This window comes from Leptospira chreensis (assembly GCF_016919165.1).
In the GTDB taxonomy this organism is placed as follows: Bacteria; Spirochaetota; Leptospiria; order Leptospirales; family Leptospiraceae; genus Leptospira_A; species Leptospira_A chreensis.
Window position 1 is genome coordinate 177,033 of record NZ_JAFFPS010000031.1, and the last position, 14,314, is coordinate 191,346.

Here is a 14,314-nt window from a genome sequence, read left to right on the forward strand (position 1 = left end):
CAAAATCAGCCAAAAATACCCTTTCTCTCTTTTAAAGTCTAGTTTTTTGCCACATGGGCCACAGCATTTCCAAAAACAAAATTTTGGAACCTTACTTCTTGGAATCCGAGTTCTTCGAGTATTTTGGCCAAAGTCTCTTGGTCAGGATAGGTTTTGGAGGAATGGGGGAGATAATCGAACATCTCATTTTCCCTTCCATAGAGCAAATATCCGAATATAGGAACGATTTTGAAAAAATAAAAGTCGGCAAAGAATTTCAAGAATTTGGGTCTCACTCGTCCCACATCCAAATTCACAAACACCCCACCTTTCTTTAACACTCGTTTGATTTCCAAAAGACATTTCTTTAAATCCGAAACATTCCTCAGTCCAAACCCCATAGTTACGATATCAAAACTTGCAGTGGGAAATTGGCTGAGATCCATAGCATCTCCGACAATCAGCCGAGCCCGATTGTCTCTCGGAACTTTGTGGATGGCAAAGGCCAACATCTTTTCGGAAAAATCCAAACCCACAATTTGTTCGAGATTTGGCTCCTTCCAGAGCCGCAGGGTGATGTCTCCTGTCCCACAACAGAGATCGAGTGCCGATTTTGCGGAAGGAACTGCCTTTTTGGCTTCTCTGACTACCCAATCCTTCCAAATGCGATGTAGGAAAAAACTATTCCAGTCGTTAAACCTGTCATAGGCCTTGGCGATTCCATCAAAATTAGTTCTTACATATTCCGGTTTCTTTTCTTGGGATGGCAGTTGGTATTGGTTCATAGAGGTCGATACATCCATGAATTGGACATTTTCAATTCCCGCAATTTTGATTTTTATCCTTCTTTTTTGTTTTTCACTCACTTCCTTTTATTTTTTCTTTCGATTGGTTCTAGGACTTCGTAAATTAGAGGATCGAAATCTCCGGTTGGACTTATTTCCGAAAGAACCCACAGAGGCTGAGTTGGAATTGTTTTTTTCTCCTTTGGAAAGAACCATCCAATGGTTGCCCACCATCGCTTCTCTTTCTATGCTTCTCGGTCTTCTTGGGACAGTGATTGGAATTAACTCCGCTTTTGGCGCTATGGAAGCCCAAGGGAAAGTGAGTTTGGAAGTACTTGCCGGAGGAATTAAAGATGCGTTGAATACAACCATTGTTGGACTTCTTGTTGCTATCCCTTCCTTATACTTTCATAGATTTTCAGAAAACAAAATTCGATATATATCGGAGCTTTTGGTAAAGGACTTTTCTAAAACTGATGAAACTCCGTAAATCGAATTCAAATTCCATCATTGATATTAGTAGTTTGATTGATGTACTTTTCATTCTATTAATCTTTTTGATGTTAGCCGTTCGATTTACAGAAACCACTTCTACTTTACAACTAGACCTTCCTAAAACCCAAACCGATTCGATTGGTGAAGAATCACCTAAGTTCAAAATCCAAATCAATCATTTAGGAACTATTTATTTTGATGGGAAAGAAACAGAAAAAGGTTCTCTAACAGTTCTTGTTCCTAAAAACGAAGATGGAAAATCTAGAATTGTTTTGGAAGTGGATAAACGAGCGGTATTTGAGTCTTTTGTTTTGGTGACCGATTTATTAAAATCAAAGGGCTATCAAAAAATCGACATCGTCACTCTGAAGGATTAGAGGTTTGCAATAGATCAATTAAAAACTTGTATCTTTTGTTTTGAACTTTTTGTTCTAATATTTTTTTTCCTTTATCATCAGTTTGAATTGCATTTAAAACTCCAGTCAGTTGGCCAAAGTTTTGGATTCGAATCAATTGTAAAATTTGTCGTTTTAGTTCTGGATCTGATGTATTCAAAAAACTAAGAACAAATTCTTCTTCGGATTCTTCCAGTTTTGCCACTTGTGCAATTTCGTTTGTATGAATAGGACCAATTTTTGATTTTTGTTTGATTTCCTCTGGAACTAGTTCTAATCGTGTGAGAGGAATTTCAAATGAGAATTCGGAACCCTCTCCAATGGTACTCCTTACATGGATCGTACCTCCTAAAAATTCAACTAACTGCTGGCAAATGGAAAGCCCAAGCCCTGTGCCTTCTTTATAGGAACTACCTTGTTCCGTTTGTTGGAATGCCTCAAATATAGAATGTAATTGGTCATTTGGAATTCCGATTCCAGTGTCTTTCACAATGAATCGAACTGAATCAAAAGACTGATCCGGATTACTTTGAATTTTGATTTCTAAACTCGCAGACCCTTGGTTTGTGAATTTTAATGTATTTCCAAGTAAATTAACAAGGATTTGGCGAATTTTTTGTAGATCGGCTTCGTAGAAAGAAGACTCAATTTTTTCGGCACCAATCAATTCGAAACTAATCGACTTCTCAGAAAAACGATAGGAAAACATAGAAAATAAAGTATCCCAAAGTTGGACTAGAGAAAATTTCTCCCTAGTTTCTGTCATCTTCCCCGCTTCAATTTTGGATAGATCTAGAATGTCATTGATCATTCCAAGTAGATGGACTCCATTTTCATAGAGAGAGTTTACATATCCTTTTAAATGATTGGGAAGGTTGGGATCTTTTTCTAAGATTTGAGAAAATCCAATCACTGCATGGAGTGGGGTTCTCAGTTCATGTGTGATTTTGGAAAAGAAAACAGATTTGGAGCGATTGGCTTTGATGGCAGCTTCCACTGCTTTTTGTAATCGTTTGTTTTGTAACTGGATTTTTTGAGAATAGTCGTTTAACTTATCTTCTGCGATCTTTCTATCGGTGATATCAAAAACTGTGGACTTACTGATAATGAAGTTCCCATCTTTATCGAAAGTAGATGTAGAATTCAAACTCACAAAAAAAGTTGATTTGTCTTTTCTAACAAATTCCAACTCGACCCCGGTTAAGTTTTCGTTTGGGAAAGAGTTGACAATCAGTCTGTATTTATCCTGACTACTTTCTGTCATTAAGTCGTTAAATGTAAAGTTTCCAACTATTTCTTCCCTTGCATAACCTAACCAATCTAGTTCGGTATCATTGATAGAAACTATGGTGTTGTCTTTGTCGAGAGAATGGTAACCGCAAGGTGCATTGTTATAAAGATCCAAAATCCTTTCATAGGATTTCATTAAATTTTCTTCGGCAATTTTTCTGTTGGTGATATCGTTTCCGATAGATAATACTTCGTAAGGATATCCAAATTCGTTTTTTAGAATTCGGTTGGACCAAGTGACGGTTCGTTTGTCACTTTCTCCAATAAAAACATCATACTCTTGGCGGATGTTTTGTTCGGGTCTATGGAAGATATTCCATAGTTGGGATTTCACTTCATTGGATTTTTCAATAGGGATTTGGAATAAATCCAAGACCACATCTTTTCCCTCCGCTAAATCTTTGTTCATTTGAAAAAATTCTTCAGCATAGGGGTTTATGGAATGGATTCTAAAATCAGGGCTCCAACGGATGATGATGGAGTTTGCGGTATCGTAGATGTCTTGGTATTGTTTTTCTTTTTCGCGAATGGTGCGTTCAACTTCTTCCGAGTTGGCCAAGTTTTTTCGAAAAAGAATGAGTCTTAGTTTTTTTTCCTTTCTAAAGGCATTATAATAGTAATACACCACAAATAATAATCCGAATCCGATTAGAATTGTAACGAATGTATCTATCATTTGATTTCTAATAATAACATGGTCATATCATCGGCGACTTTGCCACCAGAATACTTCAGGACTTCATCCTGGACAGATTCGAGAAATTCTTTGGAAGGAAGGTGAAGCCTGCTTTCAATGAGTTCCGTAAATTTATGGTCTCCTAAATATTCTTCTTTATCATTTGGAACCTCAAACATTCCGTCAGAAAAAAGAAACAACCTGTCCCCTGAATTCAAAAAGATATCTTCGTTGTCTGCATTGAGTTGGTCTGGAAACATCATGAGACAAAATCCTTTGGTTCCGAGTTTGATGATTTTTTGATCCCGAATCAAAAACATACTATGGTGACCTGCCATCGAATAGGACAAAAGATTTTCTTCAGCTTTGTATCGTAAGTAGATGGCACTGATGAAGTGAGTGCTGATCAGGGGGGTGAGAGTGTTATGAATCCAATACAAACTTTCACTTGGCGCTAAAAAAGATTTATCCATGGTTTTGAAAGTGATGATTGCCATAAGGGAAACCATGGCTGCAGCGATCCCATGGCCTGTCACATCACCAAATAAAATATCCAAATCTCCAGAAGGTAACAGATCATAGGTGATGAGATCTCCACCTACTAAATCCATCGGTTTGTAAGAAGTATAAATTTGATAAAGAGGAGAAGGCGGGAACTGAAATGTTACTAAATTCTCTTGGTTGGATTTTGCCAGTTCCAAATCTTTTTGGATGGCTTGTAAAAGATCGATTCGTTCTTTTTCTAAAGTTTTGATTTTAATATGGGTTCGAATCCGTGCGAGAATTTCTGTTTCCTGGAAAGGTTTTGTGATGTAATCGACCGCTCCTGTTTCCAAACCTTTTACAATATCAGTGGTTTCGTTTAAGGCAGATAAAAAAAGGATGGGTGTGTTTTTGGATCTCTCCATGGCAAGCAGTCGTTTGGCGACCTCGAGCCCACTGAGTCCTGGTAACAAAATATCGAGTAAAATTAGGTCAAAATCTAAAACTTCTGCAAGTTCTAAGGCATATTCCCCATCATAGGCAACTGCCACTTCATATCCTTGGTTTAGTAAAATATGAGTAATGATTTCAATATTGGTTTCGTTATCATCGACAACCAAAATCTTTGCTGCTTGTTTTGTCTGCACAATTCATGAAGGATTGGATGCAAAAAACATTTGGCAAGAGATTTTTAGTTTGGTTTGATTCTATAAGATAGATAAATGAAAAAGATCATCCACATCGATATGGACGCGTTTTATGCATCAGTGGAACAAAGAGACTTCCCGGAAATGCGTGGAAAACCAGTGGTGGTTGGTGGATCTCCGCATTCTAGAGGAGTGGTATGTGCCGCAAGTTATGAAGCTAGGAAATTTGGGGTTCGGTCCGCCATCCCTTGTTTTCAGGCTTATAAACTTTGCCCGGAAGCCATCTTCACTCCACCTCGGTTTGAAGTGTATAAATCCATCTCTAAAGAAATTCGTTCCATCTTTTTGGAATACACAGATTTAGTGGAACCTCTGTCTTTGGATGAGGCTTATTTAGATGTCACAATCAATAAATTAACAATCCCTCTTGCCAGTACAATCGCCAAAGAAATTAGAAAAAAAATTTTTGAACGCACTGAGCTTACTTGTTCGGCCGGTGTAGCTCAGAATAAATTTTTAGCAAAAATGGCTTCTGAGAAAAACAAACCTAACGGTCTTTATGTGGTTCTTCCAGGTGAAGAAGAAAAATTTTTAGATGAGATCCCTTTATATAGTTTTCATGGAATCGGAAAAAAAACATATGAAAAACTCTCGCAACTAGGGTATACAAAAGGATCAGAATTACGAAAAGCGGAAGAGTCGTTTTTAGTCCAAGAATTTGGTAAGATGGGTGGGGTTTTTTACCGAATGGCTCGGGGACTTGATGATAGAGAAGTGATCCCTTTCCGCGATCCCAAATCCATTGGAGTGGAAACTACCTTTAGTCATGACTCCGAAGACTTTTCCTATTTATTATTCACACTAGAGTCCTTGTCCAAAGAATTAGAAGAGAGGATGGGGCGTAAAAACAAACAAGGAAAAACTCTTACCTTAAAAATCAAATTTGAAGATTTTACAGTGAAACAAAAATCTATCTCCTCCGATTCTGTTTTCTACTTGGCAGACAGCCTTTTCCAACAATCCTCGAATTTGTTGGCAACTGTCTGGAAGGAAAATATCGATCCATTAAGGAAAATCCGACTTTTGGGGATTTCTGTTACCAACTTTTCTTCAGATACTACTACAAATCAGGACCAACCTTCACTCTTCGGTTAAACTATGTTAGATAATGAAAACGATCTAGAATCTCTAGGGCCCTTACAAGTACTTCGAGTCAAAGGGGATCCAGATGCACCCACTGTTGTTTTATTTCATGGATATGGTGCCAGTGCCTTTGATTTATATCCCATCCATGAAGTCCTAGTCACAGACCAAAAGTTCAATTGGGTTTTCCCTCACGGACATTTGAGTGTTCCTTTGATGCCTGGGTATTCCGGTCGGGCATGGTTTCCGATTGATATGGCTGCTTTGGAAGAAGCGATCCGAAAAAACGATTTCAGAAATTTTGCCGACAAAGACCCAGAAGGGATGGATGTGGCAAGGCAAGCCGCATATTTAATGTTAGATGCGATTGGCGTTCCTTGGAACCAATTGATTCTCGGTGGATTTTCCCAAGGGGCTATGCTTGCCACAGACCTAACACTCCGAAAAGAAGAATTATCCAAGGGCCTTATGATCCTTTCCGGGGCACTTGTGAATGAATCCCTTTGGAAAGAGTTGGCACCAAAAAAATCGAATTTACGTTTTTTCCAATCTCATGGTGAATTTGATCCTATCCTTGGTTATGCGGGCGCAAAAAAACTGGAAAAGTTACTCCGTAACTCTGAACTTCTGGGTGAATTCATCGCTTTTAATGGTGGCCATGAAATTCCGGCTCCTGTCATCCAAGGTGTCAGTCGTTATTTGAATAGTTTGTCTTAAAAATTCTCGTTGGCAGACTCGTTTGGATCTGTCTAAGTCATTGGGTGATCATCATGAAACATTTTCTCTTTATTTTCCTTTGTTTTGGTTTCTTACAAGGGGCCTCTGCCCAAACCTTCGATCATAAACATTTAGTTTGGGACTCTCTTTTGAAGAAGTATGTAAAGAATGGTCTTGTTTCCTATAAAGGAATCCAATCGGAAGAGGGAACCCTTCGCCAATATTTGGACAATCTTTCCAAGGTTTCCGAGACCCAATACCAAGGATTCACAGAAAAAGAAAAACAAAGTTTCCTCATCAATGCCTACAACGCCTTTACCATCAAATTGATTTTGGATCATTACCCCGTGGAAAGTATTACAGAAATTGGATCGCCTTTTTCCAAAATCAACTTAGCCCGAGGGATTCCTTGGAAAAAGGAATTCTTTTCCCTTCTTGGAAAATCAAGACATTTGGATTGGATTGAACATGAGAAATTAAGAAAGGATTTCAATGAACCAAGAATTCATTTTGCTATCGTTTGCGCTTCTATCGGTTGTCCGAGTTTAGTTTCTGAGGCCTACACACCCAATGGTTTGGAGAAACAACTCCAATCAGCAAAACTTGGGTTCTTAAAAAATCCCAAAAAGAATTCTTACGACAAAACAACGAACACTTTGTACATAAGCAAAATTTTCAATTGGTTCCAAACCGATTTTACGAAAAAAACCACTCTCATCCAATACCTACAAGAAGGGTTTGATGAGACAATCAAACCAGATGCAAAAATTGCTTATAACGAATACAATTGGGATTTGAACGAGCTAAAATAAAATATCAGATAAATATAGCGTATTTTGTTGCATAAGTAATTGTTGAATTCAATGGAAATTTGATGAATAAAAATAATGAAATGATCATCAAATCTTTTTCTTCCGCAACGAAATGGAAGGAATGGCTAATGTTAAATTTTGTAACACTTCCTGATGGTATTTGGCTTCGAATTTACAAGAAAGACTCCGGAAAAAAAACAATAACCTATGATGAGGCCCTAGATGAAGCTCTTTGCTTCGGATGGATCGATAGCCAGAAAAAAAAATACGATGAAATATCATGGATTCAGAAATTTACTCCACGCCGACCACAAAGCAATTGGTCAAAGCGAAATAGAGAGAAAGCAGATCTGCTGATCAAAGAAAAACGAATGCAACCAAAAGGATTATTAGAAATAGAGACTGCAAAAAAAGATGGCAGATGGGACAAAGCCTATGATTCTCCGAGCCAAATGGAAATACCCCCCGATTTTCTAGCAGAAGTAGTAAAAGATCAGGATGCCCACGAATTCTTTAAAACACTAAATAAAGCAAACTTATTTGCAATTGGTTGGCGATTACAAACGGCAAAGACGCAAAAGACAAGAGACAAACGAATGAAGACTCTTCTCGAAATGATAAAGAATCAACAAAAATTGCACTAAATTGTTTCCCTTATTGTTTTCTAAGAAATTCCTTTCAGGGAGGTGAATTGGTTTTAAGGAACTAATTCTAACTCATAAGTGATTTTTGCTGTTTTCTCTAGTGTTTTGGCAACCGAGCAATATTTTTCTAAACTGAGATCAATCGCACGTTTCACCTGATCTTCGTTAAAATCACCTTGAATTTTAAATTTCATATGGATGTTTTTAAAGAGATTCACTTCTTCGACTTTCTCTCTTTCGGCATCAACTTCGACTGAGTAGTCTTTCACTTCAATTCTGTATTTGGCAAGAATCATCAGTACATCAATGCTACTGCAACCAGCAAGTCCCATAATCAAAAGTTCCATGGGCCGTGGTCCAGAATTTTTTCCACCAATTTCAGGTGAGGCATCGATACGAATGGAGTTACCGGATTCATTCCAAGCTTCCAATCCGTAAGGGGATTCAATTCGATTCAGTTTGATATTCATAAGTTTTAGACAGGATAGAACGAGCGGGCCTTTGACCCGCTTTACTTAAAAACTACTTATTCGGTTGTGGAGTGTAACGTAAATAAGGTTTGATGGTTTTGAATCCCTTAGGGAATTTTTTCTTTGCATCTTCATCAGAAACGGAAGGAACGATGATTGTATCTTCCCCGTCTTTCCAGTTTGCAGGAGTTGCCACGCTAAACTGAGAAGTAAGTTGTAAAGAGTCAATCACACGTAAAAGTTCGTCAAAGTTTCTTCCAGTAGATGCAGGATAAGTGAGAGTTAATTTCACTTTTTTGTCTGGTCCTACAACAAATACAGAACGAACCGTAGTGGTTTCACTTGCATTCGGGTGGATCATATCATAAAGGTTAGATACCTTACGATCAGCATCCGCGATGATAGGATAATTCACTTTAGTCCCTTGTGTTTCGTTGATATCAGAGATCCAACCTTTGTGGCTGTCAACAGGGTCAACAGAAAGTGCGATTACTTTTACATTTCGTTTTTCGAACTCAGGTTTGATTTTTGCTACATATCCCAGTTCTGTTGTACAAACGGGAGTGTAGTCTTTTGGGTGAGAAAATAAAATTCCCCAACCTTGTCCTAAATATTCATGAAAGTCAATTTTGCCTTCAGAGGTTTCCGCTTGGAAATTGGGTGCTTCGTCGCCTAAACGTAGTGCCATGGTATGTCTCCTATAAGATGATCAGTTGTTCCCAATTTAGAATTGTTCTCTAAAAATGCAAGAGTTTGTTACACTTTATTGGATGAAATTTCCATTTTATTGAAATTTTTCGTAGATTTCCTACTTTTTTGTTCTGGTGAAAGCCCCGTCCCAATCTGGTTCTGGGGGAGTTTCCAAGTAATACTGGCAACGTTCCCAAAGGAGTTTGCAGGCCTCATCCCCAGTGGAAGTCAGGATGGTGTAGAATTTTTTGCCTGCTTCCTCAAACTTTCGGTTCAAATAAGAGAAAAGGGCACTTTCATAGGCCTCCACTAGTTGGTGGTCTGCTTCCGTTTCGTCCCCTTTTTTGGCACGAACTTCATAAAGTGTGACGGGTTTGGTTTTTCCCTTCACTCGAACAATATCTAATTTCCTTGTGAAAAAATGATCTTTGATTTCGTCCTGAACATATTCAGAAACCAAAATACAAACCCCATAATCTTTTCCTGCTGCTTCGAGCCTTGCTGCAAGATTGACTGTATCACCCATCATGGTATAAGAAGCCAAAGCATCAGTTCCCATAAACCCAACTTTCGCATAACCCATGTTTAATCCAATCCGGAACTTCATGGTATGGGCTTCCGCGATGTATTTATTATTGGTTTTCCATTCCTCTTTCAGAACTTCCAATTTGTCTCTCATCTCAACGCTGGCCGATACTGCCTTTAAACAATGATTTTCTACATCCAGTGGGGCATTAAAAACTCCAACGATGGCATCCCCAATGTATTTATCCAAAACACCATCATGGTGTTTGAGAATGATGGTCATGGCAGATAAATATTCGTTCAGTAGATTTGCGAGTTCCTTTGAGTTAAGTTTTTCAGAAATGGCACTAAAACCAGCGATATCAGAAAAGAAAGCTGTGATGATTTTTTCACTTCCTTGTTTTAGTTTTTCTAAGTCTTTGAGAGCTTCTCCGACCACCACTGGATCCACCATACTACCAAGCACTCCGCGCATTTTTTCACGATCTTTTAATCCGGAAACCATCTGGTTGAGTGCCACAGTTAAATTTCCAAATTCGTCATTGCCACCATCATCAAAATGGACATGGAGATTTCCTTCCCCGACATCTTCTGCACTGCGAATGATCTTTCTGATTTTTTGAACTACCACACCGGAGATAAAAATCGCAAAGATAATGGCCACCAAACAGATGGTAATGGCTGTGAATACAATTTGGTTCCTGTTATCTTTGATGGCGCGAATTCCATCGGTTCTATCCACAAGCGTGCGAATGAGTCCAGAAAAATTATCACGTAATACTAAGTTTGGAACATTCTCTGATTCCAAAAGATGGGTTCCATCTAACTTCCATAGGATCTCTTCTGATTCACTGCGGGAGTGGCCAAAACTCCCATCTGGAAAAAGTTTTTTTAATTCTTTTGTAGGGGTTTCTTGTTCGGCGGAGCTAATCCACTTACGAATGGCTTTCCATCGGTTCCTTTGGGTTTCTCTAGAATCCGGATCTTGGTAATAACGTTCGTATTCTGTGGGATCGGTTTTGAATTTCATTAAAATCCAATCTTCTAAAGCCACATCGCGTAAACTTCTTAAGGATTCGATTTTTTCCCAGTTTTCTAAAGGAATTGGGTAATTCGTTGTAACAGCATCAAAGATCTGATCTCTCTCGGAAATGAGTTCGTTATAGGATTTATAAAAACTTGTGAAGAGTTTGTCCTTTGCTGGAGGAATGGGAGGTTTTGCATTTTTTAAAAACTGGATGCGTTCTCTAAGTTTGGGAATCAGTTCATTCAGTTGGTTTGTGATTCGGTAATCTTCTTTGATGACTTCTCGGTAGTCACCAAGGTTTGCTTTCACACTACTTAAATGAAAAGCTCTCTTCGTAGAGTTTTGGTGGCGGAATAGGGGAGAGTGGAGGGCTTGGATTTCTCTATCTTGCCACTCGTATACATATTGTTTTTCATTTTCATCCAGAGATGATATATCGTCTGCTAGGCGCTGAAAAGACTCCACCAAACTTTCTTCCATTTGGTCAAACTGATCAATTTTTGCGAGTGGAGAAGTATTGTCGATGATTTGTGTATCAAAAGAGGCAAGTGAAGTCTCTCCTGGGATCATTGCAGAAAGTGGGAAGGTTTGGATCCGAAAGAGTTGGGTATCAAGGCCTAGTTCTTCTAGTTTGCGTTTTTTGGAATCTGCATAGAACTTAGCAATGAATAGATCTAATTGTGATTTATGATTTCGAATTTCTTTTTTTAAGTTTTTGACACTCGTTTCCCAATTGGTTTTTTCTTCCGGGTCTTCGGGAGGAGTTTGTTTTTGTGCTTCTACATACTTTTCTTCATTTCGCACATAAGAAGATGCCAGGTGGACAAGAGTATTCCATTCTCTTTCACTAATGCTTCGGTTGGCTGCTTCGCGGAGTTGTTGGCGTATCTCCCGTTCCAAAACCGCCACATCATCTTTGGTTAGATAAACGGAAAAAAATGTATCTACCTTCTTTACTACTTTGGATGTTCCAAGGGATCCAAACAAATTGGTTTTGAATCCAAACACAGAAACTGTCTTTTTTTTGGTCACCACTTTCGCGGTTCGGTATTTTTTTAATTCTTCTCTTTGTCTTTCGATCCTTAGTTTGAACTCTTCGATGCGGATTAAATTTTGCGATATATTCTCAATCTCCATTACCAAACTCGCGATAAAGTTTTTGGAGACGGCAGCTTGTTTTTCATAACTTTCAGAGAGGATGGCAGTTTGTTGGCGGACGGTGATGATCGAAAGTAGGAGGATGGTTAAGGCAATCAAAGTACCCGTAAACCATGCAAGTTTGGCTCGGATCCCTTCGGAAAGAATTTTCCAGACAAGAGTGAGCCCAGTTTGGATCATTTTAAAGAATTCCATAGGGATGGATGAAACATGAGACTATGAGTTTGCAACGCAAGATTTTTTGTATTTCATTTGTTGCTTTGTTAGGTGAAAAATACGAAGAATTGGGAATGGGGTTGTTCTTTCAATTTTGCTTGCTATTTTTCACTTCATCGGTATTGTTTTTTTAGCAAATGTCCATCAATCGATTTGATTTACTCGCCATCGGGGGCGGTCCTGCCGCACAAAAAGCTGCTATCCAAGCAAGCAAAATGGGAAAAAAAGCAGCCATCATAGAAAAAGACCCTTACTTGGGTGGTGGTTGTGTCCATTACGGAACCATTCCTTCCAAATCCTTACAAGAAACGAGCCGGTTCTACCGGAACTTAAAATTGTCCAAACTGCATGGACTCCAGTCCCCGCAGACAGCAACACTCACATTACAAGAATTGATGTTTCGTGCCTCGACTGTGATTGAAAAAGAAGAAGATGTCACTCGCGAACAAATGATTGAGAATCGTGTGACCACTCTCACTGGTTGGGGAACAATTATCGATGCCCATCATGTGGAAGTCGCAGACTCTGCTGGTAGAAAAAAAGTTTACGAAACTGAAAACATCTTAATCGCCACAGGCAGTAGTCCTCGTAGACCCACGAATGAAAACATTCCTTTTGAAGAGGGACTCGTTTACGATAGTGATGGACTCTTTGCGATGAAAAAAATGCCTACCTCTCTTGCGGTCGTAGGTGCTGGAATCATCGGATCGGAATACGCTACCATTTTTTCTCATATTGGAGTTCAGGTACATCTCTTTGATTCCCAAAACCGGATTCTTGGTTTTTTAGATGAAGATGTATCCAGTGAAATGGCTCGTATCATGCAACAATCGGGGATATCCATTCATGTGGATTCTTCCATTACAAAGTATCATAAACTACCGAACGAGGATGGTTACGAACTCACAACTAACAAAGGTGAAGTGGTTCGTGTCCAACAAGTGCTGATTTCTCGTGGCAGGTTAGGAAATGTGGACAATTTAGGATTAGAATCTGTTGGGATTGTGCCAAACGACAGAAAACAAATCTTAGTCAACGAAAACTACCAAACGAATGTTCCTAATATCTATGCATGTGGGGATGTCATTGGATTTCCAAGTTTGGCATCGGTATCCATGTACCAGGGAGCTTACGTCGCCAAGCATATGTTTGGTCATCCTTCGGTTCCTGTGGATGCAGAAGAATTCCCGATTGGGATTTATACATTACCAGAGATTGCGACCATTGGTCCCACCGAAGAAGCGTTAAAAGCTCGCGGAGTTTCTTATGGAGTGGGAATGGCTCGGTTTGATACCATCACTCGTGCCCAAATCAGTGGAGATCAGGTAGGGCTTTTAAAAATCCTTTTTGATAAACACTCTAGGCGAGTTTTGGGCGTTCATATCATTTCGGACAAGGCCACCGAGCTCATTGCTCTGGGACAATGTGTGGTCAATCTCAAGGCCCCCATTGAGTACTTCACCGAGCATATTTTCAACTACCCGACCATGATTGGGGCTTATAAAAATGCTGCAAATGATGCCCTTTTAAGAGAAAAATAATCTAAGAAATTGAGAATCTGACCAGTCCCGGTTGTTTACTTTTACAGAGAGGAACGGGATTTTACTTGTCAGAGACTTGGTTTTACCAACACATACAAGATTGTGTCAGACAAAGCTGTCTCTATGAGTCAAATTTATGAAAGAAGCCATAAGCGTATTTATGACTTCCTTTACAAGTACACTCAAAATGCGGATACGGCAATGGATTTGATGCAAGACAGCTTCTTAAGTTTCCATAAACATTACGGCGAGGCCGGTCTCTCAGAAGAGAAGTCCGTCATGGTTTTGTATACGATTGCCCGCAATTTATCGATTAATTATGCTAAAAAATTTTCTACAACAAGAGAGATTGTCTCCGATGAAATCGAATTTCATAGTCACAATCCAAAACTCGAAATCAAAGCAGAATACCAAGATTTAGAAGATAGACTTTATTCTTTTTTGGTAGAGTTGTCCGAAGAAGAACGTTCGGCTTTGTTACTCAAAAATGTGGAAGGATTTCAGTTGGTTCAAATCGCTGAGGTTCTAGGGGTTTCGGTTTCCACCGCATCTCGTTTGGTCATTAAGGCCACAGAGAAGGTGTTAGCCATTGCCAAGAGAGAGAACCTGGTACCGGATTAG

Annotated in this window: 14 protein-coding genes; 8 read left to right on the forward strand and 6 right to left on the reverse strand. The window is 39.1% G+C overall.

What is annotated here, in order from left to right:
- Positions 1–38: 38 nt before the first annotated feature.
- A complete protein-coding gene (locus tag JWG41_RS10265) occupies positions 39–764 on the reverse strand; it encodes a ubiquinone/menaquinone biosynthesis methyltransferase (RefSeq protein WP_205269915.1) in 726 nt (241 codons plus the stop codon).
- A gap of 16 nt (positions 765–780) precedes the next feature.
- Between JWG41_RS10265 and JWG41_RS10270 the strand changes: the two genes are divergently transcribed.
- Both JWG41_RS10270 and JWG41_RS10275 read left to right on the forward strand, forming a co-directional pair.
- On the forward strand, positions 781–1,254 hold the full coding sequence (locus tag JWG41_RS10270; protein WP_205269830.1) for a MotA/TolQ/ExbB proton channel family protein: 474 nt from the start codon (positions 781–783) through the stop codon (positions 1,252–1,254).
- Complete coding sequence (locus JWG41_RS10275; RefSeq protein WP_205269831.1) at positions 1,241–1,636, forward strand: ExbD/TolR family protein; 396 nt, start codon at positions 1,241–1,243, stop codon at positions 1,634–1,636. Before JWG41_RS10270 ends, JWG41_RS10275 begins: the two co-directional genes overlap by 14 nt.
- Here JWG41_RS10275 and JWG41_RS10280 read toward each other — a convergent pair.
- Together JWG41_RS10280 and JWG41_RS10285 are read right to left on the reverse strand one after the other, a co-directional pair.
- Positions 1,620–3,620 carry a PAS domain-containing sensor histidine kinase gene (locus tag JWG41_RS10280; RefSeq protein ID WP_205269832.1) on the reverse strand — a complete coding sequence of 667 codons (2,001 nt, stop codon included), beginning with the start codon at positions 3,618–3,620 and terminating at the stop codon, positions 1,620–1,622. The genes JWG41_RS10275 and JWG41_RS10280 overlap by 17 nt on opposite strands.
- Positions 3,617–4,750, reverse strand: a complete 1,134-nt coding sequence (locus JWG41_RS10285; protein WP_205269833.1) for a PP2C family protein-serine/threonine phosphatase — start codon at positions 4,748–4,750, stop codon at positions 3,617–3,619. The genes JWG41_RS10280 and JWG41_RS10285 overlap by 4 nt, the downstream gene beginning before the upstream one ends.
- A gap of 75 nt (positions 4,751–4,825) precedes the next feature.
- On the opposite strand from JWG41_RS10285, the gene dinB reads away from it, so the two are divergent.
- The 4 genes from dinB (at position 4,826) to JWG41_RS10305 (ending at position 8,066) form a co-directional block, all read left to right on the forward strand.
- Entirely contained in the window at positions 4,826–5,905 is a 1,080-nt protein-coding gene (dinB, locus tag JWG41_RS10290; RefSeq protein WP_205269834.1) for a DNA polymerase IV, read from the forward strand.
- Positions 5,906–5,908: 3 nt separating this feature from the next.
- A complete protein-coding gene (locus tag JWG41_RS10295) occupies positions 5,909–6,610 on the forward strand; it encodes an alpha/beta hydrolase (RefSeq protein WP_205269835.1) in 702 nt (233 codons plus the stop codon).
- Positions 6,611–6,663: 53 nt separating this feature from the next.
- Positions 6,664–7,422 (forward strand): DUF547 domain-containing protein, encoded by a 759-nt coding sequence (locus JWG41_RS10300; RefSeq protein ID WP_205269836.1) that lies wholly within the window; start codon positions 6,664–6,666, stop codon positions 7,420–7,422.
- Between the two features lie 62 nt (positions 7,423–7,484).
- A complete protein-coding gene (locus JWG41_RS10305; RefSeq protein WP_205269837.1) occupies positions 7,485–8,066 on the forward strand; it encodes a YdeI/OmpD-associated family protein in 582 nt (193 codons plus the stop codon).
- Between the two features lie 53 nt (positions 8,067–8,119).
- Here JWG41_RS10305 and JWG41_RS10310 read toward each other — a convergent pair whose 3' ends face one another.
- From JWG41_RS10310 to JWG41_RS10320, 3 genes are all read right to left on the reverse strand, one after another.
- Positions 8,120–8,536, reverse strand: coding sequence for an OsmC family protein (locus JWG41_RS10310; RefSeq protein WP_205269838.1), 417 nt, complete (start codon positions 8,534–8,536; stop codon positions 8,120–8,122).
- A gap of 52 nt (positions 8,537–8,588) precedes the next feature.
- Positions 8,589–9,224, reverse strand: a complete 636-nt coding sequence (locus JWG41_RS10315) for a peroxiredoxin (protein ID WP_205269839.1) — start codon at positions 9,222–9,224, stop codon at positions 8,589–8,591.
- A gap of 120 nt (positions 9,225–9,344) precedes the next feature.
- Positions 9,345–12,116, reverse strand: a complete 2,772-nt coding sequence (locus JWG41_RS10320) for an adenylate/guanylate cyclase domain-containing protein (protein WP_205269840.1) — start codon at positions 12,114–12,116, stop codon at positions 9,345–9,347.
- Positions 12,117–12,289: 173 nt separating this feature from the next.
- Here JWG41_RS10320 and sthA point away from each other — a divergent pair, with 173 nt between their 5' ends.
- Both sthA and JWG41_RS10330 read left to right on the forward strand, forming a co-directional pair.
- A complete protein-coding gene (gene sthA / locus JWG41_RS10325) occupies positions 12,290–13,693 on the forward strand; it encodes a Si-specific NAD(P)(+) transhydrogenase (protein WP_205269841.1) in 1,404 nt (467 codons plus the stop codon).
- A 123-nt stretch (positions 13,694–13,816) separates the two neighbouring features.
- Positions 13,817–14,314, forward strand: a complete 498-nt coding sequence (locus JWG41_RS10330) for an RNA polymerase sigma factor (RefSeq protein WP_205269842.1) — start codon at positions 13,817–13,819, stop codon at positions 14,312–14,314.

What these genes read in the sequence shown, in the direction of transcription:
- JWG41_RS10265 (WP_205269915.1), bottom strand. Translation starts at nt 764, where the DNA reads ATGAACCAATACCAACTGCCATCCCAAGAAAAGAAACCGGAATATGTA.
- JWG41_RS10270 (WP_205269830.1), top strand. Translation starts at nt 781, where the DNA reads ATGAATTGGACATTTTCAATTCCCGCAATTTTGATTTTTATCCTTCTT.
- JWG41_RS10275 (WP_205269831.1), top strand. Translation starts at nt 1,241, where the DNA reads ATGAAACTCCGTAAATCGAATTCAAATTCCATCATTGATATTAGTAGT.
- JWG41_RS10280 (WP_205269832.1), bottom strand. Translation starts at nt 3,620, where the DNA reads ATGATAGATACATTCGTTACAATTCTAATCGGATTCGGATTATTATTT.
- dinB (WP_205269834.1), top strand. Translation starts at nt 4,826, where the DNA reads ATGAAAAAGATCATCCACATCGATATGGACGCGTTTTATGCATCAGTG.
- JWG41_RS10295 (WP_205269835.1), top strand. Translation starts at nt 5,909, where the DNA reads ATGTTAGATAATGAAAACGATCTAGAATCTCTAGGGCCCTTACAAGTA.
- JWG41_RS10300 (WP_205269836.1), top strand. Translation starts at nt 6,664, where the DNA reads ATGAAACATTTTCTCTTTATTTTCCTTTGTTTTGGTTTCTTACAAGGG.
- JWG41_RS10305 (WP_205269837.1), top strand. Translation starts at nt 7,485, where the DNA reads ATGAATAAAAATAATGAAATGATCATCAAATCTTTTTCTTCCGCAACG.
- JWG41_RS10310 (WP_205269838.1), bottom strand. Translation starts at nt 8,536, where the DNA reads ATGAATATCAAACTGAATCGAATTGAATCCCCTTACGGATTGGAAGCT.
- JWG41_RS10315 (WP_205269839.1), bottom strand. Translation starts at nt 9,224, where the DNA reads ATGGCACTACGTTTAGGCGACGAAGCACCCAATTTCCAAGCGGAAACC.
- JWG41_RS10320 (WP_205269840.1), bottom strand. Translation starts at nt 12,116, where the DNA reads ATGATCCAAACTGGGCTCACTCTTGTCTGGAAAATTCTTTCCGAAGGG.
- sthA (WP_205269841.1), top strand. Translation starts at nt 12,290, where the DNA reads ATGTCCATCAATCGATTTGATTTACTCGCCATCGGGGGCGGTCCTGCC.
- JWG41_RS10330 (WP_205269842.1), top strand. Translation starts at nt 13,817, where the DNA reads ATGAGTCAAATTTATGAAAGAAGCCATAAGCGTATTTATGACTTCCTT.